At 72.7% G+C, this 21,573-nt stretch carries 20 protein-coding genes; 10 read left to right on the forward strand and 10 right to left on the reverse strand.

The window, feature by feature from the left end; genetic code table 11:
* The first annotated feature begins 67 nt into the window (after window positions 1-67).
* Window positions 68-754: a TioE family transcriptional regulator gene (locus tag OHS18_RS38020; RefSeq protein ID WP_328614022.1), complete on the forward strand. Its 687-nt coding sequence runs from the start codon at window positions 68-70 to the stop codon at window positions 752-754.
* Here the strand turns inward: OHS18_RS38020 and OHS18_RS38025 are convergent.
* From OHS18_RS38025 to OHS18_RS38035, 3 genes are all read right to left on the reverse strand, one after another.
* The gene (locus OHS18_RS38025) at window positions 727-924 is read right to left on the reverse strand and encodes a hypothetical protein (RefSeq protein WP_328614023.1); all 198 of its coding nucleotides are present in this window, start codon (window positions 922-924) and stop codon (window positions 727-729) included. The two genes, OHS18_RS38020 and OHS18_RS38025, sit on opposite strands and share 28 nt — an antisense overlap.
* An 84-nt stretch (window positions 925-1,008) precedes the next feature.
* Window positions 1,009-1,659 (reverse strand): response regulator transcription factor, encoded by a 651-nt coding sequence (locus OHS18_RS38030; RefSeq protein ID WP_328444274.1) that lies wholly within the window; start codon window positions 1,657-1,659, stop codon window positions 1,009-1,011.
* Window positions 1,647-2,849 (reverse strand): sensor histidine kinase, encoded by a 1,203-nt coding sequence (locus OHS18_RS38035; protein WP_328614024.1) that lies wholly within the window; start codon window positions 2,847-2,849, stop codon window positions 1,647-1,649. The genes OHS18_RS38030 and OHS18_RS38035 overlap by 13 nt, the downstream gene beginning before the upstream one ends.
* A gap of 133 nt (window positions 2,850-2,982) precedes the next feature.
* Between OHS18_RS38035 and OHS18_RS38040 the strand changes: the two genes are divergently transcribed.
* The 4 genes from OHS18_RS38040 to OHS18_RS38055 all read left to right on the forward strand — a co-directional run bounded on the left by OHS18_RS38040 (window position 2,983) and on the right by OHS18_RS38055 (window position 7,801).
* The gene (locus OHS18_RS38040; protein ID WP_328444270.1) at window positions 2,983-3,717 is read left to right on the forward strand and encodes an ABC transporter ATP-binding protein; all 735 of its coding nucleotides are present in this window, start codon (window positions 2,983-2,985) and stop codon (window positions 3,715-3,717) included.
* Between the two features lie 2 nt (window positions 3,718-3,719).
* Entirely contained in the window at window positions 3,720-6,263 is a 2,544-nt protein-coding gene (locus OHS18_RS38045) for an ABC transporter permease (protein WP_328618652.1), read from the forward strand.
* A gap of 213 nt (window positions 6,264-6,476) precedes the next feature.
* Entirely contained in the window at window positions 6,477-7,136 is a 660-nt protein-coding gene (locus tag OHS18_RS38050; RefSeq protein WP_328614025.1) for a glycoside hydrolase family 11 protein, read from the forward strand.
* 2 nt (window positions 7,137-7,138) lie between these two features.
* Entirely contained in the window at window positions 7,139-7,801 is a 663-nt protein-coding gene (locus tag OHS18_RS38055) for a polysaccharide deacetylase family protein (protein WP_328614026.1), read from the forward strand.
* Window positions 7,802-7,835: 34 nt separating this feature from the next.
* On the opposite strand, the gene OHS18_RS38060 is transcribed toward OHS18_RS38055, so the two are convergent.
* A complete protein-coding gene (locus tag OHS18_RS38060) occupies window positions 7,836-8,552 on the reverse strand; it encodes a hypothetical protein (protein ID WP_328614027.1) in 717 nt (238 codons plus the stop codon).
* A 7-nt stretch (window positions 8,553-8,559) separates the two neighbouring features.
* Window positions 8,560-9,477 carry a LysR family transcriptional regulator gene (locus tag OHS18_RS38065; RefSeq protein WP_442875440.1) on the reverse strand — a complete coding sequence of 306 codons (918 nt, stop codon included), beginning with the start codon at window positions 9,475-9,477 and terminating at the stop codon, window positions 8,560-8,562.
* 102 nt (window positions 9,478-9,579) lie between these two features.
* Here OHS18_RS38065 and OHS18_RS38070 point away from each other — a divergent pair, with 102 nt between their 5' ends.
* Both OHS18_RS38070 and OHS18_RS38075 read left to right on the forward strand, forming a co-directional pair.
* Window positions 9,580-10,575 carry a YncE family protein gene (locus OHS18_RS38070; RefSeq protein ID WP_328614029.1) on the forward strand — a complete coding sequence of 332 codons (996 nt, stop codon included), beginning with the start codon at window positions 9,580-9,582 and terminating at the stop codon, window positions 10,573-10,575.
* A 54-nt stretch (window positions 10,576-10,629) separates the two neighbouring features.
* Window positions 10,630-11,478, forward strand: coding sequence for an alpha/beta fold hydrolase (locus OHS18_RS38075; RefSeq protein WP_328614030.1), 849 nt, complete (start codon window positions 10,630-10,632; stop codon window positions 11,476-11,478).
* On the opposite strand, the gene OHS18_RS38080 is transcribed toward OHS18_RS38075, so the two are convergent.
* Entirely contained in the window at window positions 11,475-12,077 is a 603-nt protein-coding gene (locus OHS18_RS38080; RefSeq protein ID WP_328444256.1) for a response regulator transcription factor, read from the reverse strand. The genes OHS18_RS38075 and OHS18_RS38080 overlap by 4 nt on opposite strands.
* Complete coding sequence (locus OHS18_RS38085; protein ID WP_328614031.1) at window positions 12,074-13,210, reverse strand: sensor histidine kinase; 1,137 nt, start codon at window positions 13,208-13,210, stop codon at window positions 12,074-12,076. The genes OHS18_RS38080 and OHS18_RS38085 overlap by 4 nt, the downstream gene beginning before the upstream one ends.
* Window positions 13,211-13,318: 108 nt before the next feature.
* Between OHS18_RS38085 and OHS18_RS38090 the strand changes: the two genes are divergently transcribed.
* From OHS18_RS38090 to OHS18_RS38100, 3 genes are all read left to right on the forward strand, one after another.
* Window positions 13,319-14,203 (forward strand): ABC transporter ATP-binding protein, encoded by an 885-nt coding sequence (locus OHS18_RS38090; protein WP_328614032.1) that lies wholly within the window; start codon window positions 13,319-13,321, stop codon window positions 14,201-14,203.
* Between the two features lie 15 nt (window positions 14,204-14,218).
* A complete protein-coding gene (locus tag OHS18_RS38095) occupies window positions 14,219-14,938 on the forward strand; it encodes an ABC transporter permease (RefSeq protein WP_328444251.1) in 720 nt (239 codons plus the stop codon).
* A gap of 563 nt (window positions 14,939-15,501) precedes the next feature.
* The gene (locus OHS18_RS38100) at window positions 15,502-18,627 is read left to right on the forward strand and encodes a BTAD domain-containing putative transcriptional regulator (protein ID WP_328614033.1); all 3,126 of its coding nucleotides are present in this window, start codon (window positions 15,502-15,504) and stop codon (window positions 18,625-18,627) included.
* On the opposite strand, the gene OHS18_RS38105 is transcribed toward OHS18_RS38100, so the two are convergent.
* Genes OHS18_RS38105 through OHS18_RS38115 form a run of 3 tightly spaced genes read right to left on the reverse strand, consistent with a single transcriptional unit; the run spans window position 18,611 to window position 21,479 of the window.
* Window positions 18,611-19,348, reverse strand: coding sequence for an ABC transporter permease (locus OHS18_RS38105; protein ID WP_328614034.1), 738 nt, complete (start codon window positions 19,346-19,348; stop codon window positions 18,611-18,613). The two genes, OHS18_RS38100 and OHS18_RS38105, sit on opposite strands and share 17 nt — an antisense overlap.
* Window positions 19,345-20,268: an ATP-binding cassette domain-containing protein gene (locus OHS18_RS38110; protein WP_328614035.1), complete on the reverse strand. Its 924-nt coding sequence runs from the start codon at window positions 20,266-20,268 to the stop codon at window positions 19,345-19,347. The genes OHS18_RS38105 and OHS18_RS38110 overlap by 4 nt, the downstream gene beginning before the upstream one ends.
* A complete protein-coding gene (locus OHS18_RS38115; RefSeq protein WP_328444243.1) occupies window positions 20,265-21,479 on the reverse strand; it encodes a cytochrome P450 in 1,215 nt (404 codons plus the stop codon). Before OHS18_RS38115 ends, OHS18_RS38110 begins: the two co-directional genes overlap by 4 nt.
* Window positions 21,480-21,573 lie beyond the last annotated feature (94 nt).

The following is a 21,573-nucleotide window of genomic DNA, read 5'->3' on the forward strand; positions in this document are numbered from 1 at the left end:
CTCAAGCGTATCGTTGAAAGGACGGTTGAGACTTCGTCCAAGCCGAGCACGGTAAAGTCTCAACCCGATGAGACCCGCCGACCTCGCCCGGGAGCACGGGCTCTCGAGCCAGGCCGTCCGCAACTACGAGGCGGACGGCTTCCTCCCGCCCGCGGACCGCACCCCGAGCGGCTACCGGATCTACACCGGGACGCACGCGGCCGCGCTGCGCGCCTACCTCGCCCTGATCCGGGGATACGGCCACCAGACGGCCGGTCGCGTGATGCTCGCGATCCACGACGACCACCTCGACGACGCGCTCCTGGTCATCGACCGCGGCCACGGCCGGCTGCTGCGCGACCGCGAGACCCTCGATTCGGTGCGCCGCGCCGCGGGCGACCTGACGGCGGAACCCGCGCCGGACCCGGGCGCCCGGACGATCGGCGAGCTGGCGCACCGGCTGCACGTCACGCCGGCGACCCTGCGGAACTGGGAGGAGGCCGGCATCCTGACGCCCTCGCGCGACGCCGCGGGCTACCGCGTCTACCGCGCGGAGGACGTCCGCGACGCCGAACTCGCCCACCTCCTGCGCCGCGGCGGCTACCCGCTGGAGCACATCGCCACGGTGGTCGAGCAGATCCGGACGGCCGGCGGTACCGAGGAGCTGTCCCGCGCCTTGGCCGGCTGGCAGGCGAGGGTGACGGCCCAAGGCCTCGCCATGCTCGACGCGTCGGCCCGGCTCGGCGACTACCTGGCCTTGCGGCGGCGCACGTAGTGGGTGATCAGCAGGACGGTGCAGACCAGGGCGACCGAGCCGGCGATCATGCGGAGGGTGAAATCCAGTCCCGTCGCGGAACCGACGGCGTTGGTTCCGGCGCTGACGGCGAGGACCAGCCAGAGGGCCGGGGCGAAGGTGCGGGCGGAGGTGATGGTGTTGTTTTCCATGACCGGAACGTTAGAAGCGGCCGCGGCGCGATTCACTGGCCCGCGCACCCGGAATCGGGGTAGCGCCAGCACTACCGGTGCGTGTCAGCTGTCCCGGCCGAGGTAGGCGAGCACGGCCAGCACACGCCGGTGACCACCCTCGTCCGAGGGCAGGTCGAGCTTCTGGAAGATGTTGCGGATGTGCTTGAGCACCGCGCCGTCGCTGACGACGAGCAGCTCGGCGATGGTGCCGTTGTTGTAGCCCTCGGCCATCAGCGCGAGCACCTCGCGCTCGCGCGCGGTGAGCGCGTCCAGGGGATCCTTCGCGCGGCTGCGGGCCATCAGCTGGCCGATCACCTCGGGGTCCATCGCCGTGCCGCCCTTCGCGACGCGCTGCAGCGCGTCGAGGAACCGCTCGACCTTGCCGACGCGCTCCTTGAGCAGGTAGCCGACCCCGCCGACGCCGTCGGCCAGCAGCTCGACCGCGTAGCTCGTCTCGACGTGCGCCGAGAGCACCAGCACCGGCAGGCCCGGGTGGATCTCGCGGGCCCGGACGGCGGCGCGCAACCCCTCGTCGCGGTGCGTCGGCGGCATGCGCACGTCCATCACGACGGCGTCGGGCCGGTCCTGCTCGACGAAGGTGAGGAAGTCCTCGGCGTTGTCGAACGTCGCGGCCACCTCGATGCCCGACGTCTTCAGCAGCAGCGACAGCCCTTCGCGCAACAGGGCGTCGTCCTCGGCGATCACGACCCGCATGGCAGCTCCACTCGCAGCTCGGTCGGCCCACCGGGTGGGCTGGTCAGGGTGAGGGTCCCGTCGAAGGCCTCGGCGCGCCGCCGGATCCCGGCGAGCCCGCTGCCGGCGGCCTCTTCGGCGCCGCCGCGGCCGTCGTCGCGGATGTCGATGCTCAGCAGGCCCGCGGTGCCGCCGAGGGTGATCTCGATCTTCGACGCGTCGGCGTGCTTGGTCACGTTGGCCAGCGCCTCGGCCACGACGAAGTACGCGGCCGCCTCGACCGCGGCGGGGCGCCCGGCGTCGTTCTCGACGGTGAGCGCGACCGGCACCGGGCTGCGTTCGCCCAGGGCGCGCACCGCGCCGGCCAGCCCGCGTTCGCTCAGCAGCGGCGGGTAGATGCTGCGCACGACCGTCCGCAGCTCGGCCAGCGCGTCGGTCGCCGTGTCCTGCGCCTTGACCAGCAGGTCCCGCACGGTTTCCGGGTCGCGCTCGTACAGCTGCCCGGCGATGCCCAGCTGGAGCACGACGGCGGCGATCCGCGCCTGCGTCCCGTCGTGCAGGTCACGCTCGATGCGGCGCAGCTCCGCCCCGTGCGCCTCCAGCGCGGCGGCACGAGTCGCTGTCAGTTCGGCGACGCGGTCCGCGAGCACGACGCCCGGCCCGGGCTTGAGCAGCGACCGCGCGGTGCGCGCCTGCCAGCGCGCGACCGGCGGCGCGAGCAGCAGCGTCACCGCGGCCATCGCGATCCCGCTGAGGACAGCGAGCCCGGCGGTCGGCCACGAGTGCACGACGATCCCCATCGACGCCTCGATCCCGCCGGGCACCGCCGGCCAGACGAACGCCGTGACGACCTGCTGGACCGCGCCGATCGGCAGGCCGAAGGCCAGCGCGCCGAGGACCAGCCCGGTCGCCGCGTGGAGCGCCAGCCACGCGACGTCGCGGCGGGTCGCCGGGTCGGTCAGCGGGTTGCCGTCGCGGTAGGGCTCGGGGATCGGCTCGCCGAGCGCCCGGGCGGCGCGGCGGCGGTCGAACCCGACCACCTTGCGCGACAACCGGATCGCGGGCGCCACCGACGGGATGCCGATGCCGAACGGGCACAGCACGAGCACGACGAACAGCCCGAGGAGGGCGAAGATCGACAACATCGACGTCGCCGCCCCGACCAGCAGGTAGCGCACCGCCGACCAGCAGGCGCGCACGCGGGTCGTCACCGGGCAAGTCTCCCACCAGGGCGCACCCCACCGGCGTGGTGGTGCTGGCGCTACCCCCGATCCACCTCTCCGCAGGATCGATCGGACGCCGCCGCGATCCTAGTTTTGGTGGTACAGAACGAAAGGGATCGTGATGACCACAGGGTATGCGCTGGAGCTGGCCGAGGTGCGGAAGGTGTACGGCCGCGGTGACGGTGCCGTCACCGCGCTCGACGGCGTATCGGTGGGAGTGCCGCGAGGGACGTTCACCGCCGTGATGGGGCCGTCCGGCTCGGGCAAGAGCACGTTCCTGCACTGCGCGGCCGGCCTCGACCGGCCGACGTCGGGCCGGGTGCTGCTGGGCGACACCGAGATCGGCAAGCTGAAGGAAACCGCGCTCACGCAGCTGCGGCGCAGCCGGATCGGGTTCGTCTTCCAGGCCTACAACCTGCTGCCGTCGCTGAACGTGCTGCAGAACATCACGCTGCCGACGCGGCTGGCCGGCCGCAAGCCGGATCCGCACTGGCTGCGGGAAATCGTGGAAGGCGTCGGCATCGCGAAGAAGCTGGAAGCCCGGCCGGCCGAGCTGTCCGGCGGGCAGCAGCAGCGCGTCGCGATCGCGCGGGCGCTCGTCAGCCGGCCCGAAGTCGTGCTGGCCGACGAGCCGACCGGCGCGCTCGACACCCGCACCGGACGGCAGGTGCTCGACCTGCTCCGCGCCGTCGTCGAAGGCATGGGCCAGACCGTCCTAATGGTCACGCACGACCCGGTCGCGGCCTCGGCCGCGCACGGTGTGCTCTTCCTCGCCGACGGCAAGCTCGCCGGCCACCTCACGCAGCCCACGCCCGAGCGGGTCGCGGAGCGCATGACGCACCTCGGGGAGTGGTGACCGTGCTGACCCTGGCCCTGCAGACGATCCGGACGCGCATCGGCGGCTTCGCCGGCGCGTTCGTCGCGATCCTGTGCGGCGCGGCCCTGGTGGCCGCGTGCGGGATCCTCATGGAGTCCGGCCTGCGCGCCGGCGTGCCGACCCAGCGGTACGCGGACGCGGCCGTCGTCGTCGGCGGCACCCAGTCGGTCCGGCCGCCGGGCGCCGACGCGCTGTCGTCGGAGCAGGTCGCCGAGCAGGCCACCGTGCCCGCGGACCTGGCCGGCCGGCTCGCCACGGTGCCCGGCGTGCGCGCCGCGGTGGCGGAGCAGAGCTTCGCGGCGCAGGTGGTGACCCGCGACGGGCAGGTGGTGACCGGTGTCCCGTCGCTGGGGCACAACTGGGACGCGGCGGTCCTCGCGCCCTTCACCTTGAGCGCCGGCCGGGCGCCGGCGACCGACGGCGAGGTCGTCCTCGACGCCGACCTGGCCCAGCGCGCCGGAGTCGTCGTCGGCGACCAGGTGCGCGTCATGACCCGGTCGGCGCCGGTGCCCTACCGCGTGTCCGGCATCGCCACCGCGGCCAGCCTGTCGCGGCAGTCGGCGCTGTTCTTCACGACGACCCAGGCCGCCCGCCTGGCCGATCGGCCCGGCCAGGTGAACGCGATCGGCGTCCTGGCCGAGCCGGGCGTCGCCCCGGACGCATTGGCCGACCGGGTGCGGGCCGCAACGGCCGGGGCGCCGGTCGAGGTGACCAGCGGCGTCGAGCGCAGCACCGTCGAGTTCCTCGACGTCAGCCAGACCCGCACACTGCTGCTCGCGATCGCCGGCTCGTTCGGCGGGTTCGCGCTGATGGTCGCGGTCTTCGTGGTGGCGAGCACCCTGGCGCTCACGATCAACCAGCGGCGGCGCGAGTTCGCATTGCTGCGCGCCGTCGCGGCGACGCCGAAGCAGATCCGCAAGCTCATCGGCGTCGAGACGACGCTCATCGCGCTGGTCGCCGGCGTGCTCGGCAGCGTGCTGGGGCTGGCGGTCGCCTCCGGCATGCGCGACGCGTTCGCCGCGATCGGCGTCATCCCGGCGGACTTCGGCCTGGCGATCGGCCCGCTCCCGCTGGTGGCCGCGGTGCTCCTCGGCCTGGGCGCGGCGCGGCTGGCGGCCTGGACGGCGTCGCGGCGGCCGTCGACGATCAAGCCGGTCGAGGCGCTGGGCGAAGCCGCGGTGGAGCGGCGCGAACTCGGCAAGGTCCGGCTCGTCACGGGCTGGGCGCTGGTGCTGATCGGTCTCGGCGGCGCGGCGGTCCCGCTGTTCGTGCACGGTGAGGCGGGCACGGCGGCGTCGTCGATGGCGACGCTCGTGGCGGTCATCGGGCTGGCGGTCGTGGGTCCGCGGGTGGTCGGGCTGATGGTGCGGGTGCTCGCGCCGGTGCTGTCGCGGGTGTCGCGGATCAGCGGCTACCTGGCCGCGGCGAACAGCCAGGCCAACACGCGCAGGCTGGCGGCGGCGGTGACCCCGCTGATGCTGGCGGTCGCGTTCGCGCTGTCGATGTTCTACAGCCAGACGTCGGCCTCGGCGGCGGCCGAGCAGCAGACGGCGCGGTCCACCACGGCGGACTACGTCCTCACCAGCCCGGCGGGCGGCGTCTCCCCGGAGGTCGCGGAGGCGGTCCGGCGCGTCCCAGGCGTGGCGGCGGCGACCCCGGTGGTGCGCACGCAGGTGATCGTCGCGACGCCCACGGGCGAGGACATGGACGTCCAGCGCCTGCCGGCCCAAGGCCTGCTGGGCGACCAGGCCGGCGCGACCCTCGACCTGGGCATCTCGGCCGGCCGCCTGACGGACCTCACCGGGAACACGGTGGCGCTGAGCGAGTCGGAGGCCAGCTGGCTGGGCAAGAAGATCGGCGACGAAGTCGACTTCTACTACGGCGACGGCGTTCCGGCCGCACTGCGCCTGGTCGCGACCTACACGCACGACCTGGCGTTCGGCGACTTCGTGCTGCCGGCCTCGCTGGCCCGCGCCCACACGAGCGACCAGCTGGACGACTCGGTCCTGGTCCGCCGTTCGCTCACGGCCGACCCGGCCGCGGTGTCCGCCGGCCTGCTCTCGGTCGCCGGCCGCTACCCGGGCCTGGGCTTCGCCTCGACGTCCCCGGAAACCGGCGGCGAACGGCAGGCGCAGTTCTACCTGAACCTGGTGGCGGTCGGGGTGCTGATCGGCTACGTGGCGATTTCGGTGGCCAACACCCTGGTCATGAGCACCGCCCAGCGCGGCCGCGAGTTCGCGCTGATGCGCCTGGTGGGCACGACACGTGGCCAGGTGATCCGGATGATGCGCCTGGAGGCGCTGGCGACGGTCGGGGTCGCGGTGGTCGCCGGGACACTGGTTCCGTTGCTGCCGCTGGCGTTGCTGAACATGGGCCTGCGGGGGACGGTGATCCCGTCCGGCTCGCCGACGGTCTACATCGGAATCATCGCGGGCGCGGTACTGCTGGGCCTGCTGTCGATGGGCCTGGCAACCCGGGTGGCGCTGCGAGCCCGCCCGATCGACGCCATCGGCCTGCGCGAGTAGTCACCGGCAAGTCCGTGAAGGCCTCCTTGAGAGACTCTGAGTCCCTCAAGGAGGCCTTCACGGAACTGGATGCGCAGGGGGTGCCTCGCGGTTCGGTGGCGACCGAAACTTTCGGCTCCGAAAAGCATGTCGAAAGGTTTCGAGAATCGTTGACACTTCGGCGAAATCGGACCAATACTTCCCGCACCGGACCATCCTCAGCGAGGAGGAAGCATGCGCAGGAAGAGTCGCGTCAAGGTGCTTGTCAGCGGGGTCGCCGTCGCGGTGCTCGCGGCGCTCACGCCGGGTGTCGCCCATGCCGACACCGTCATCACGACCAATCGGACCGGGACCAGCAACGGCTACTACTACTCCTTCTGGACCGACGGCGGTGGCTCCGTTTCGATGACGCTCGGCTCCGGTGGCAACTACCGCACCTCCTGGAGCAACACCGGGAACTTCGTCGCCGGCAAGGGGTGGAGCAACGGGAGCCGCCGGAACGTCACCTATTCCGGGAGCTTCAACCCCTCCGGCAACGGTTATCTCGCGCTCTACGGCTGGACGTCGAACCCGCTCGTCGAGTACTACATCGTCGACAACTGGGGCACCTACCGGCCGACCGGGACCTACAAGGGCACCGTCACCAGCGACGGCGGCACCTACGACGTCTACCAGACCACGCGGTACAACGCGCCGTCGGTCGAAGGTACCAAGACCTTCAACCAGTACTGGAGCGTCCGGCAGCAGAAGCGGACCGGGGGCACCATCACCACCGGCAACCACTTCGACGCGTGGGCGCGCTACGGCATGCGCCTCGGCAACTTCAGCTACTACATGATCCTCGCGACCGAGGGTTACCAGAGCAGCGGCAACTCGAACCTGACGGTGGGCTGATCATGCGGAAATCCTTGCTGGCCGCCGTCGCGGTCGTGGCCGCGGCGAGCGCGATCGCCGTCGGAGGGCCGGCCCGAGCGGCCGCCTGTTCCGGTTACGTCGGGCTCACCTTCGACGACGGCCCGTCCAACGCCAACACTCCGGCACTGCTCAACGCGTTGCGGCAGAACGGGTTGCGGGCGACGATGTTCAACGAAGGCCAGTACGCCGCCGCGTACCCGGCCCAGGTGCGGGCGGAGGTGAGTGCCGGGATGTGGGTCGGCAACCACAGCTACACCCACCCGCACCTGATCCAGCAGAGTCAGTCCCAAGTGGACTCGGAGGTCTCCCGGACGCAGCAGGCGATCGCGAACGCGGGCGGCGGCACCCCGCGGCTGTTCCGGCCGCCCTACGGCGAAACCAACACCACCCTCCGGACGGTCGAAGCGAAGTACGGCCTCACCCAGATCATCTGGGACGTCGATTCGCAGGACTGGAACGGCGCGAGCACGGACGCGATCGTCGCGGCCAACGCCCGGCTCCAGAACGGCCAGATCATCCTGATGCACGAGTGGCCGGCCAACACCCGGGCGGCGATCCCGCGCATCGCGCAGGGCCTGGCCGCCCGCGGCCTGTGCGCGGGGATGATCTCCCCGCAGACCGGCCGCGCGGTGGCCCCGGCCTGACCCGGCGGCGCGGCGGTCCGACGCCGCCGCGCCGTCAGTTCACGTACCACTCGACCCGGACGGCCGTCGCCGAAAGGGTCCGCAGTTCCGCGCACACCTCGTGCGTGACGAGCACACCCGTGCGCCGGCAGAGCCGGGGCACTCCGTCGATCTCGCTCGCCGGCGTGTAACCGTGCGGCACGAGGTAGCCGCGCATCACCTCGGTCGCGCGGTCGCCGGTGGCTTCCAAGACACCCCAGCACCCGCCGGACCCACAGGCGACGGTCCGCGCGACCGTCAGCCGCGACGGCCCGGGTGCGACGCCTTCGTCCCCGGGCGGTGCGTCCTTGTGCAGGAAGAGGATGCCGCCGGCCGCCACGAACCCGATGACCACCATGGTCGGCAGCAGTTCGCTCGGTCGCTGCCGCCCGGCGAGCATCCCGACGGCGCAGACGACGGCCGCGAGGGTGGTGTGGAACCAGTAGACCTCGATCGACGCCGGCACCCACGGCCCGGTCAGCTCGAGGGCCCGCGGCACGACGAACCACGCCAGCAGGACCAGGAGCACCAGTCCGACGATCATTCCGGTCCGCGGTGACTTCGCCAGGACGCACCACACGAGGGTGGGGAGAAGGCCGAAGAAGGCCACAACGGGCTGCTCCCACGAGAAAGCGGCGACGCCGATCGCGGCGACGACCAGCGCGACGCGCCACCAGCGCTGACGCGGCCACGACAGCGTGGTCGTCTGATCGGCTACCTCGGCGTCGGGCACCCGGCGATTATCCCGGCAGGAGCGGCAGTCCCTCACCAAGCACCCGCCGCACGGCCGAACGCAGCCAGCAGTGCCCGCCATCCGCGGAATTCCGGGGGTGCCAAGCCATCCCGATCACCACCGGCGGCAACGGCAACGGCACCTCCAGCAGCCGCAACCCCAGCGCGCGAGCCGCCTCCGTCGTCGGGCCGACTCCGCCCGGCACCAGGCAGACCAGGTCCGTCCGCGCCGCCAGCGTCATCGCCGCCAGGTGACTGGGCAGTGCCGCCACCACCCGGCGCCGCAGGCCGGCCTCCGCGAGGGCGGCGTCCGCCGGGCCGGTGAAGCGGCCTCGGCGGCTCACCACCACGTGCGACGCCGCCGCGAAGCGGGCCGGGGTGAGCAGGCCTTCGGTCAGGGGGTGGCCCGCGCGGACTCCGGCCGCCATGCGCAGCGTGACCAGCGGCTCGGTGCGGGTTTCCGGGTCGGCGTGGTCGAGGGCGCCGACCTCCAGGTCGACCTGGCCCTCGCGCAGCGCCGGGCCGCCCTCCAGCTCCTCGGCGCGGAACCGCACCGACACCCCGGGCGCTTCCGTCGCCGCGAGGTCCAGCAGCCCCGGGGCCAGGGCCGCGGCGATGAGGTCGGCCGCCTGGAGGGTGAACGTCCGTTGCAGCGTGAGCGGGTCGACGTCCGCGCCGGGGGAGAGCAGTGCTCCGCAGCGGCGCACGACCGCCGCGACCTCGTCGCGCATCGCCTCCGCGCGGGGTGTGGGCACCATCGCCTGCCCGGCGCGCACCAGCAGCGGGTCGCCCAGCAGCCGCCGCAGCCGGGCGAGGGTGCGGCTCATCGCCGCCGGGGACGTGCGCAGCCGCTCCGCCGCGCGCGTGACGCTGTGTTCGGCCAGCAACGCGTCCAGCGCCACCAGCAGGTTCGCGTCGATGTTCACCAGCACCGTTCCGATCTGAGCAACTATCCCGTGCCGACATTCCCATTGTGGCAATACCGCCGCGCGACGCAAGGTGGGACCAGAACGAACGAAGGAGATCCGATGTCCACTTACCCCCGCCCCGGCGACCGGCTCGCGGTCGTCAGCCAGAGCGGCCCCACCGTCACCCTGTTCGACGCCGTCACCCACGAGGCCGGCGCCGTCCTGACCGTGCCGGCCGAGCCGCACGAGCTGTGTTTCGACGCCGAACACCGGCTGCTCTACTGCACCAGCGCCTACGTCCGCGGCTACTACGGCGCCCACGACGGCCACAACCACCTGCTCACCGTCATCGACCCGGACGCCGGCGAGATCGTCGAGGTGCTCGACCTGTCACCCGAGCACGGGCCGCACGGCCTGGCCCTCGACCCGGCCCGGCGGCTGCTCTACGTCAGCGTCGAGGCCGGTCCGGCCGGCCCCGGCGGGGTCGTCGTCCTGGACACGACCACGCGCCGCGTGCTGCGCCGCATCGACACCCTCGCGCCCGGCCCGCACTGGTTCGTCATCGACCCGGAAGGCGTGCGCGGGTACGCGGCGAACAAGGAAGCGCCGTACGTCACCGTCGTCGAACTGGCCACCGGTGAGCTGCTCGACAAGATCGCCGTGGCCGGCAGCGAGGGCATCGCGGTCAGCCCGGACGGCGCGACCGTCGCGGTGGCCGTGCGGGACGCCGAGCCCGGCGTGGCGCTGATCGACACCCGCAGCGGCACGATCGTGCGGACCCTGCCCGCCGCCCACGCCGTCATCCCGGTGCACTGGACGGCCACCGGCCTGCTGCTGGCCGGCGAGCAGCACCGCCCGGACGGCCGCCTGTCCGTCTGGAAGGGAGCGTCGCCCGAGGCGCTGGAGCTGGTCGGGACGGCGGAGGTCGGCACGATGCCGCTGACGCTGACGTCGTCCCCCGACGGCGACCGCGCGTACGTCTCGGCGGTGGTCGGGTCCACGGTCACCGTGGTCGACCTGGCGGATCCCGCGGCGCCCACCGTCGTCGGCACGCTCGCCGTGCCGCGCGCCGGCGAGCCGGGCGCGCACGGCCTCGCCTACATCCCGGCCGGCTGAGGGCTGGAACCGGCGGGGCGCATGAGGCAGGGTGGGCGGAACGAGGAGGCGACGATGCCCGATGAGACGTTCACCCTGCCCGGAAGCGTGACCGCGTACCGCTGGGACCCGGCGGGGCCGCCGGTCGCCGTGCTGCAGCTGACCCACGGCATGGGGGAGCACGTGCTCCGCTACGACCGGGTCGCCCGCGCGTTCACCGATCGCGGGTTCGCCGTCTACGGCCAGGACCACCGCGGCCACGGCGCGTCCATCCGGGACACGCCCGGCGACCTCGGCCCGGACGGCTGGCCGGCGCTGGTCGCCGACATCGGCGTGCTCACCGCACACGTCCGCGCGGAGCGGCCCGGCCTGCCGGTCGTCCTGCTGGCGCACAGCATGGGCTCGTTCGCGGCCCAGCAGTACCTGCTCGAGAACTCCGCGGCCGTCGACGCGGCCGTCCTCACCGGCACGGCCGCGCTCGACGTCCTGGAGCCGGCGCTGGACCTCGACCGGCCGCTGGACCTGGCGGTGTTCAACGCGCCGTTCCAGCCGCCGCGCACGGACTACGACTGGCTCAGCCGCGACGAGTCCGAAGTGGACGCCTACGTCGCGGACCCGTTGTGCGGCTTCGGGATCGACCCGGAGAACACGAGGGCGATGTTCGCCGGCGCCCGCCGGCTGGCGGATCCCGCCGCGGTGGGCGCGATGCGCCCGGACCTGCCGATGTACCTGGCCGTCGGCGAGCAGGACCCGGTCAACGGCAACCTCGCGCTGTTCGACGTCCTCGTGCGGCGCTACCGCGAAGCGGGCATCAAGGACCTGACGACCCGGGTGTACCCGGGCGCCCGGCACGAGATCCTCAACGAGACGAACCGCGCCGAGGTCGTCGCGGAACTCCTGGCGTGGACCGAAAAGGTGCTCTAGAGCCAGTCGTGTTCGCGGGCGTACCGGGCCGCTTCGTGGCGGGTACGGGTCTGGGTCTTCTGCATCGCGTTCGACAGGTAGTTCCGGACCGTGCCCTCCGCGAGGTGGAGCCGGCCCGCGATGTCGGCGACCGAAAACCCTTCGCGGGTCGCGCGCAGGACGTCGATTTCGCGGTCGGTCAGCGGGCAGTCGTCGACGACGGCGAGCGCGGAGACGTCCGGGTCGATCCAGCGTTTGCCCTCGTGCAGGGTCTTGATCACCGACGTGATGTGCGCCGGTTCCGCCGACTTGCTGACGAACCCCTGGACGCCGAGTTTCAGGGCCTTGCGCAGCACGCCGGGCCGGGCGTGCCGGGTCAGCATGAGGATCACCTGGTCCGGCCGGGCGCGGCGGATTTCGGCGACGGCGCCGAGTCCGTCCACATTGGGCATCTCCAGGTCGATCACGAGCACGTCCGGCTGGTGCTCCAAGGTGGCCTTCACGGCTTCTTCGCCGTCCTCCGCTTCGGCGAGCACGGTGATCTCGCCTTCGAGAGGCAGCAACGCCGCCAGCGCCTTGCGCAGCAACGCCTCGTCGTCGGCGAGTACCACGGTCGTCATCGGACGTCCTCCCGTCGCGGGAAGGCGGCCGCGGTCAGGAACCGGCCGTCCTGCTGCTCCACCTTCAGTTCGCCTCCGTCGTCCGCCAGCCGCTGCCGGAGGGTGGAAAGCCCGTTGAGCTCGGGCAGCCCGCCCTCCTGCGCGCCGTCGTTGACGATGCTGATCCCGGACTCCGTGAGCGTGATCCGCACCTGCTCGGCCTGGGCGTGGCGCAGGATGTTCGTCGTCGTCTCGCGCAGGACCTGGCCGAGCAGCTCGCCCGCGCGCGCGTCGACCTCGGCCTCGCGGTCGACGCGCACGTGGATGCCCGCGGCCTCGAAGAGGTTCTTCGCGTTCTCCAGCTCCGCGGACAGGTTCAGCCGCCGCTGGGCGTAGGCGAGCTCCTTGGTCTGGACGATGGTGTCGCCGACCAGGGTGTGCACTTCCCGCAGCTCCTGCCGTGCGCGGTCGACGTCGCCGCCCAGCAGCTTCTCGGCCAGCGCGACCTTCAGCTTCACGACGTGCAGCGTGTGGCCCTGGATGTCGTGCAGGTCGCTGGCGAACCGCATGCGTTCGCGGATGACGGCCAGCTCCGCCTCGCGGTCGCGGGACTGTTCCAGCTCCGCCACCAGGTCGTACAACCGCTGGCTGACGAACGTGAACGCGGTCGACACCACGACGGAGACGGCCGGGATGACGACGTACTGCAGCAGCCGCCCGACGCCGTAGTCGTGAAAGAACAGCGGGTTCGACGCGCCCAGCGCGGCGACCAGCACGGCCAGCCCCAGCAGGGCCGCGATGCGGTGCCGGGGCAGCGGCGGGATGGTGAACGAGCCGACGACGCACAGGCCGTAGAACGAGGAGGAGTCGTCGTTCAGGGCGCCGGCGAGCCAGACCGCCGCCGTGATGGCCACGCAGGGACGCGCGACGCGGATGAAGTCGCCCGCGGTCCAGCGCTCCGCCGTCGCCAGCGCGGCGATCAGGCCGACGACCTGCAGGACGACGTGCCACCAGGTGCGCGCGGTGAGCACCACCAGCAGCACGCCGACGACGGCGAGCGGCGGCACCGTCGTGATGAGGTTGAGCCGGCGCAGCCGTTCCTGCACCGCCCCGCCGGTCCAGGTCGCCCGGCGTGCGAGCGTGGTCACCTCCATGTCCCCGAGCGTAACGGCCACGGCGGGCCCCACCAGTGACACCACGTCATGTCCTCGGGTGACGTGGCCACACTGCCGGGCGGGCGCGCACCGCGCTGGAATCGGAGCATGTCCACGACACCAGTCATCGACGTCGACCACCTGAACCTCACCTACGGCGGCTTCCACGCCGTCCGGGACCTCTCGTTCCAGGTCGAACGCGGGGAGCTGTACGCGCTGCTCGGCACGAACGGCGCCGGCAAGACCTCGACCCTCGAGACCGTCGAGGGCCACCGCGCGCCCAGCTCGGGCGCCGTGCGGGTGTTCGGGAAGAGCCCGCGCGACCGCGCAGCGGTGCGCCCGCGGATGGGGATCATGCTGCAGGAGAGCGGCTTCTCCCCGGACCTGACCGTGCGCGAGTCCGTCCGGCTGATCGGCGGCCTCACCGAGCGGACCGACAACGTCGAGCGCGTGCTCGGCATCGTCGACCTCACGCGCAAAGCGGGTACGAAGGTGTCCCAGCTCTCCGGCGGCGAGAAGCGGCGGCTGGACTTCGCCACCGCCGTCTACGGGACGCCCGAGCTGATCTTCCTCGACGAGCCCACCACGGGCCTGGACATCCAGTCCCGCGACGCGCTCTGGGACGCCGTCGACCGGCTGCGCGAGGACGGCTCGACCATCGTGCTCACCACGCACTACCTCGAAGAGGCCCAGCAGCGCGCCGACCGCATCGGGCTGATGCACGAGGGCACCTTCCACCGCGAGGGTACCGTCGCCGAGCTGACGCGGACCCTGCCCTCGACCATCCACTTCGCCCTCCCGCCGCACGCGCCGGCGCCGCCGCTGCAGGCCACCCGCGAGCCGGACGGCCGGTTCCTCATCGAGACGTTCGGGCTGCAGAAGGACCTCCACACGGTGCTCGCCTGGGCGCAGGACCACGCCGTGGAACTGCGCGGGCTCGAAGCCGGCCCGACCCGCCTCGACGACGTCTTCCGCGCGATCAGCAACTCCTGAGAAAGGGCCCTTCCCATGCTTTCCATCGCTCGCGGCGAGCTGATCCAGATCTTCCGCAACCGGCTGGTGCTGGTCACCGCCCTGCTCCTGCCGGTCGCGTTCAGCGCGTTCCTCATCAACCAGCACGAACTGTTCACCCAGGCGGGCAGCCTCGGCTACATCGCGGCCCTGGCACTGTTCTTCGTCGTGGGCATCGGGCTGTACACCACGTCGGTGACCACCCTGGCCTCCCGCCGCCAGAACCTGTTCCTCAAACGCCTGCGCTCCACCGCGGCGGGTGACACCGGCATCCTCGCGGGGTTGCTGCTGCCGATCACCGTGCTCACGCTGGTCCAGATCGCCGTGATCCTGAGCGTGCTCGCGGCGGTCACCGGCAAGCCCGCCGACCCGCTCCTGCTGGTGGTGGCGGTCGTCTCGACGGTGGTCATGATGCTCGCGCTGGGCCTGGCCACGGCCGGCCTGACGAACTCCCCGGAACACGCCCAGGTCACCACGCTGCCGATCAGCGTCGGCGTCATCGCGGTGGCCGGCTGGGTCGGCGCCACCGGCACGGAGAAGCTCACGCTGCTCAAGCGCCTGCTGCCCGGCGGCTCGGCCACCGAGCTGATCCTCAACGCCTGGAACGGCGGCGTCGCCCTGGGCGACTCCCTGATCCTGCTCGCGCCGACGCTGGCCTGGGTGGTCGTCGCGGTCGCGCTGGCCACCCGCCTCTTCCGCTGGGAGCCGCGCCGCTGACGCCGTGCGCGTACACGGTGGACCGACTCGCCGGGGCCGGCTTCGCTTTCTCGCGGGGAGGGGCGGACCGGGCCCCGGCATTCCCGGCCGGTGCCGCCGTGGCGACGTCCGTGGCGGCACCGGCCTTTCGTGACAGCGTCCTCGCTGGGCCCGGTGGACCACGGCGATCCGGGCCGGTGGCCGTCGATCGGCTCCTCGACGACCGGGTCCGGCGCGTGGTGGCCGCGTACGTCGTCGAAACGGCGGCCCGGGCTCGCAAGCGGTTGCCGGCCGCGGACCTGCCGTGCGTGCCGGGCCACCGGCGTTGCCGTCGCTCGGGAGTTCCGCGGCGGGCCTGGAGTCCTATGAGGACACTCGCGGGAAGCCCCGCACGGCGACCGCCCGCCGGCCGGCGCCGCGCTCCGGGCGCGAGCGGCCGAACGTCCGCGCCGGGCGGACGCCTGATCCCGCGGCTCGTCGGAAGCCGCGCAGCGAACTCGGTTCGCCACTGTTCGTGACGCCGGCCGGCGGGAAGATCTTGCCGGCCCACCGGTCGCCTGGCCCTTCGTGGCAAAATCGGCGAAGTGCAGATCGGGATGCTGGGACCGTTCGAGGTGCGCACGGACGACGGCGGCACCGCCGAGGTGCCGGGCGCCCGGTTGCGTGGGCTGGTGATCGCCCTCGCACTCGAACCGGGGCACGTCGTCCCGAAGGCCGCGCTCGTCGACTGGATCTGGGGTGAGCACCCGCCCGCGGAAGCGGCGAACGCCTTGCAACGCTTGGTTTCCCGGCTGCGGAAAGCGCTGCCGGAAGGCTCGGTCGAGGGCCAGCCGGACGGCTACCGGCTGAACGTGGCCCCGGACGACGTCGACGCCGTGAAGTTCGAACGGCTGGTGGGCCGGGCCCGCACGGAGGGGGATCCGCGGCTGCTGCGCGAGGCCGTCGCGCTGTGGCGGGGCGCGGCCATGCAGGACGTCGGCCTGCAGGAGAGCGAAGCGTTCGACGCGGCCGTCACCCGGCTCGAGGCGTTGCGCCTGACCGCCGTCGAGGACCGGTTCGACGCCGAGATCGGGGCCGGCCGCGGTGCCGGCCTCGTCGCGGAACTGACCGATCTCGTGGCCGCGCACCCGGTGCGCGAACGGCTCGTCGCCGCGCTGATGCGGGCCCTGGCCGCGGCCGGTCGTGACACCGAGGCACTGCTCGTTTACCAGCGTGCGCGGGAAGCCCTGGCCGACGCGCTGGGGGTCGACCCGTCACCGGAGCTGGCCGCCGTGCACGTCGCGCTGCTGCGCGGCGAGCTGGCCCGGCGGGAGGAGCCCCGGCAGACCAACCTGCGCGCCGAGCTGACCAGCTTCGTCGGCAAGGACGACGACGTGGCCACGGTCCGGGAGCTCGTCGCCGGGCACCGGCTCGTCACGCTGATCGGGCCGGGGGGTTCGGGGAAGACCCGGCTGGCCACCGAAACCGCGCGCACGCTGCTCGGCGACCTGCCGGACGGCGCCTGGGTGGTGGAGCTCGCGGCCCTCGGCGCGGGCGGCGACGTCGCGCAGGCGACGCTGTCGGCGCTCCGGCTGCGCGACGCGCTGCTCGCCGAGGCGAGCGACGCGGAGGCGACGGACCGGGTCGTCGCCGCCGTCCGCGAGCGGGATGTGCTGCTGGTCCTGGACAACTGCGAGCACGTGATCGAGTCGGCCGCGGCGTTCGCCCACCGCGTCCTGGGCGAGTGCCGGCGGCTGCGGATCCTCGCGACGAGCCGGGAACCCCTCGGCATCACCGGCGAGGCCCTCTGGCAGGTGGTGCCGCTGGTCCTGCCCGCGGCCGGCGCCGGACCCGGCGCGATCGAGGCCGCGCCGGCCGTCCGGCTGTTGCGGGACCGGGCCGGCGCGGTGCGCACCGACCTCGGGGGCGACGCCGGCACGTCGTCGACGCTGGCGCGCATCTGCCGGGCGCTGGACGGGATGCCGCTGGCCATCGAACTCGCCGCGGCCCGGCTGCGGACGATGTCGCCCGACCAGCTCGCCCACCGGCTCGACGACCGGTTCCGCCTGCTGACCGGCGGCAGCCGCACCGCGCTGCCGCGGCACCGGACGCTGCGCGCGGTGGTCGACTGGAGCTGGGAGCTGCTGACCGACGCCGAACGGACGGTCCTGCGCCGGCTCGCGGTGTTCTCGGGTGGCGCGAGCCTGGAAGCGGCCGAGCGGGTCTGCGCCGGCGACGCCGTCGAAGCGTGGCAGGTCCTGGAGCTGCTGACCGCGTTGACGGAAAAGTCGCTGGTGGTCACCGGAAGCGACGAGGCGCCGCGCTACCGGATGCTCGGCACGATCAAGGAGTACGCCGGGGAGCGGCTCGCCGAGGCGGGGGAGTCGGAGCGGGCCCGCCACGCGCACCTCGCGTACTTCACCGAACTCGCCGAAACCGCGGAGCCGCACCTTCGCCGCGTGGAGCAGCTGGACTGGCTCGCCACCCTCGGGGCCGAGCACGACAACATCGGCGCCGCGATGCGCGGCGCGCTCGCGGCCGGCGAGGCCCAGGGCGCGATGCGGCTCGCGGCGGGCGCCGCCTGGTACTGGTGGCTCGGCGGGCACAAGCTCGAGAGCAACGAGCTGATCATGGCGGCCACCGCGCTGCCCGGCGAGGTGACCGACGACGTCCGCGCCATGGTGTACGGCTACGCCACGATGTTCCTGAGCTCCGGGCGGGGCGGCAACCAGTATCGGGCGGCGGAGTGGATCCACCGGGCGTACGACTTCACCCTGCGCGGCCGGAGCCGGCATCCGCTGTTCGGGGTCATCGCCGCGCTGGAACGTCTCGTGCGGGCGCCGGAAGCGCCCCTGGCCGCGTGGGAACCCCTGCTCGCCGACGAGGATCCGTGGGTCCGCGCGCTCGCCCGGCTGCACCTGGGCAAGATGCGGATCGAGCTCGGCCGGGAGGGGCGGGACGCGGACGTCTACCTCGAGCAGGCCCTCGCCGAGTTCCGCGCGCTCGGTGAGCGGTGGGGGATTTCCTTCGCCCTGATGGAAGTGGCGAACCGCATCGCCACCCGCGGCGAGTTCGTCCGCGCGTGCGAACACTACGAAGACGCGATCGCCGTCGTCACCGAAGTCGGCGCGCTCGACGACGTCGTGCCGATGCGGTCGCGGCAAGCCCAGCTGTACTGGCTGTCGGGTGACGCGGAGGCGAGCGCGGCGGCCATGGCGGAAGCGCAGCGGCACGCGGAACGCGTCGCCTGGCCGAGCGCGCTGGCCGAGCTGGCGCTGGCGAAGTCGGAGCTCGCGCGCTGGAGCGGCGACGCCGGACAGGCCCGCCGGCAGCTCGACGCCGGGACGGCGTTGCTGGGGGACGCGGCCGAGCTGCCCGGCGTCCGCGCGATGACGCAGGACCTGCTCGGCTACCTGGCGGAGGATCTCGGCGCGGCCCGCGAACACCGGGCCGCGGCGCTGCGGGCGGCGTCCGAGGCGGGACACCCGCCCACGATCGCCCAGGCGCTGGTCGGGTTGGCGGACCTGGCGCTGCGCGAAGACCGTCCCGAGCAGGCCGCCCGGCTGCTGGCGGCGAGCGCGGGGGTGCGCGGCCTGCCCGATCGGTCCTGTCCGGACGTGGCCCGGATCGAGCAGGCCGCGCGGGAACGCCTCGGCGGCGAGGGGTACGCCGAGGCGGCGCGCGAGGGCGCGGAGACGGCGTGGAGCGAGCTGGTCACGCCCGTTTCTTGAACGTGGCCCGCGCCCACAGGTACCCGGCGACGGCGATCCCGGCGCACCACGCCAGGGCCGGGATCACGTCGCCCGCGGCCGGGGCGCCATTGAGCAGCCCGCGCAGGGTTTCGATGATCGGCGTGAACGGCTGGTACTGCGCGAACTGCCGCAGGCCCGGCCCCATCTTCTCGGCCGGGACGATCGCGCTGCTGAAGAACGGCAGCATGACCAGCGGCACGGTGGCCAGGCCCGCCGTCTCCGGGGATTTCGCCGCCAGTCCCAGCGCGACGGTGAACCAGCCGGCCGCGACCCCGAGCAGCACGACGATCCCGAGCACCCCGAGCCAGTCGAGCAGGCTCGCCGACGTGCTGAACCCCAGCAGGAACGCCACCCCGACGAGCGCCGCGATGGCGACCAGGTTGGTCAGCAGGCTGGCGACGACGTGCCCGGTCAGCACCGCGCCCCGGGAGACGTCCATGACCTTGAACCGGTTGATGATGCCCTTCGTCATGTCGGAGTTCACCGACGTGGCGGTGGCTCCCAGGCCGTAGCAGACGGCCAGCAGCATCAGCCCCGGCGTCGCGTAGTCCACGTAGTCGACCCCGACGCTGAACGCGTCGCCGAGCATGTAGACGAACATCAGCATGATCACGATCGGCATCAGGACCGCGTTGAACACCGACGTCGGGTTCCGGGCGATGTGCTTGAAGTTGCGGCGCACCATGACCTGGGTGCTCATTCCGGGCTCACCTTCGTGTTGTGGCCCGTCAGGGCGAGGAAGACGTCGTCGAGGTCCGGGGTGTGGATGGAGAAGTCCGCGGCGCCGACCGAGTACTCGTCGAGCCGGTCGAGCAGGGCCCGCAGCGACTTCGTCCCGCCGTCACTGGGCACGCGCAGGGCCAGGGTCTCGTCGTCCCGGGTGGCGCCGGGGAAGATCCGCGCGGCGGCGCCGAGTTCGGCGGTGGTGGTGAACCGGAGCCGGACGTGCGTGCCGGGGAGCCGGCGCTTGAGCTCGTCCGGCGTGCCCTGGGCGACGAGCTCGCCCTGGTCCAGCACCGCGATCCGGTCGGCGAGCTGATCGGCTTCCTCGAGGTACTGGGTGGTGAGGAAGATGGTGACGCCGTCGTCGACCAGCTCGCGGATGATCGTCCACATCGTCCGGCGGCTGCGCGGGTCCAGGCCCGTCGTCGGCTCGTCCAGGAAGATGATCCGCGGGCCGCCGACGAGCGTCATCGCCAGGTCCAGTTTCCGGCGCATGCCCCCGGAGTACGTCGACGCGAGCTTGCCCGCCGGCTCCGCCAGGTCGAACCGGTCCAGCAGCTCCGGGACGATCCGGTCGTCCGCGCGCTTCAGGTCCACCATCAGCTGCAGGTTCTCCCGGCCCGTCAGCAGCTCGTCCACGGCCGCGAACTGGCCGGTGACGCCGATCTGCGCGCGCACCGCCTTCGCCTCGGTCCCGACGTCGTGCCCGCCGACGCGGACCGTCCCGCCGTCGGCCTTCATCAGCGTGGTCAGCACGTTCACCGTGGTGGTCTTGCCCGCGCCGTTCGGGCCGAGCAGGGAGAAGACCGTGCCTTCGGGGACCTCGAAGCCGACGCCGCCGAGCACGACCTTGTCCTTGAACGCCTTGTACAGCCCGGAAACCTCGATCGCCGTCACCGGTCCACCGCCGTCCAGGTGACGGGCAGCTCGTGGACGCCGTAGATGTTCATGTCGGTCCGGAGCTTCACGTCGCCGGCGGGGACGGCGAGTTCCAGCGTCGGGAAACGCCGCAGCAGCGCCTCGAACCCGGCGCGCATCTCGATCCGGGCCAGCTGCTGGCCGAGGCACTGGTGGACGCCGTGGCCGAAGGACAGGTGCCCGCGGGCCGTGCGGTGGACGTCCAGGGTGTCGGGGTGCTCGAACCGCTTCGGGTCGCGGTTGGCCGCCAGCAGCGAGATGACGACAGTCGCCCCCTCGGGGATGGTCTCCCCGCCGAGCTCGAGGTCCTCGGTGGCGTAGCGGAAGAAGATGTCGGCGACGGACAGGTAGCGCAGCAGCTCCTCGACGGCCCCGGGCAGCAGCTCCGGGTCGGCGGCCAGGGCCGCACGCTGCCCGGGGTGCTCCAGCAGCGCGAACGTGCCCAGCGACAGCATGTTGGCGGTGGTCTCGTGGCCGGCGAGCAGCAGCAGGAAGGCGACGCCGGTCAGCTCCTCGACGGTGAGGTCGTCCTGGGCGGCCAGATCGGACAGGATGTCGTCGCCGGGGTCGGCCCGTTTGCGCGTGACCAGTTCGGCGAGGTAGGTGTTGAGCGCGATGTAGGCGCCCATCTTCTGCTCGAACGGCTGCTCCTTGACCATGAACTGGGCGGAGTTCGCCTGGAAGTCCGCGCGGTCGGTGTAGGGGACGCCGAGCAGTTCGCAGATCACCAGCGACGGCACCGGCAGCGCGAACTCCCGGACGAGGTCGATCGGCGGCGTCAGCTTCGCCATCTCGTCCAGCTGCCGCTCGACGACGTCGACGATGTGCCCTTCGAGCTGCTTCATCCGCTTGACGGTGAAGGCCCCGGTCAGCCTTTTCCGCAGCCGGCTGTGGTCGGGTGGGTCCATCGCGATGAACACCCCGGGCAGCTGCGGCGAGGGCTCGGTGACGACCGGCATCCCGGGAGTCTCGTACGGCACGTGCAGGACACCGATGTCCTGCCGCGAGCTGAAGCGCGTATCGGCCATGACCTGGCGGACGGCGTCATAACCGGTGACGAGCCAGCCTTCGTGGCCGTCGGGGAAGAGCAGCGGGCTGACGGGCCGGGTCTCCCGCAGCCGGGTGATGTCGCGGGGCGGGTCGAACGGGCCGGCGTCGCGTTCCATGGGCAGGCCTGGGGTCCGGGTCATCGAAGTGCCTTTCGTGGCGGGCTGGTGAAGCCACGATCACGGGCCGCCCTGACACGCACCTGACACAGCCCTGACACCACCGCGTCAGCCGGCC

This window comes from Amycolatopsis sp. NBC_00355 (genome assembly GCF_036104975.1).
Lineage (GTDB): Bacteria > Actinomycetota > Actinomycetes > Mycobacteriales > Pseudonocardiaceae > Amycolatopsis.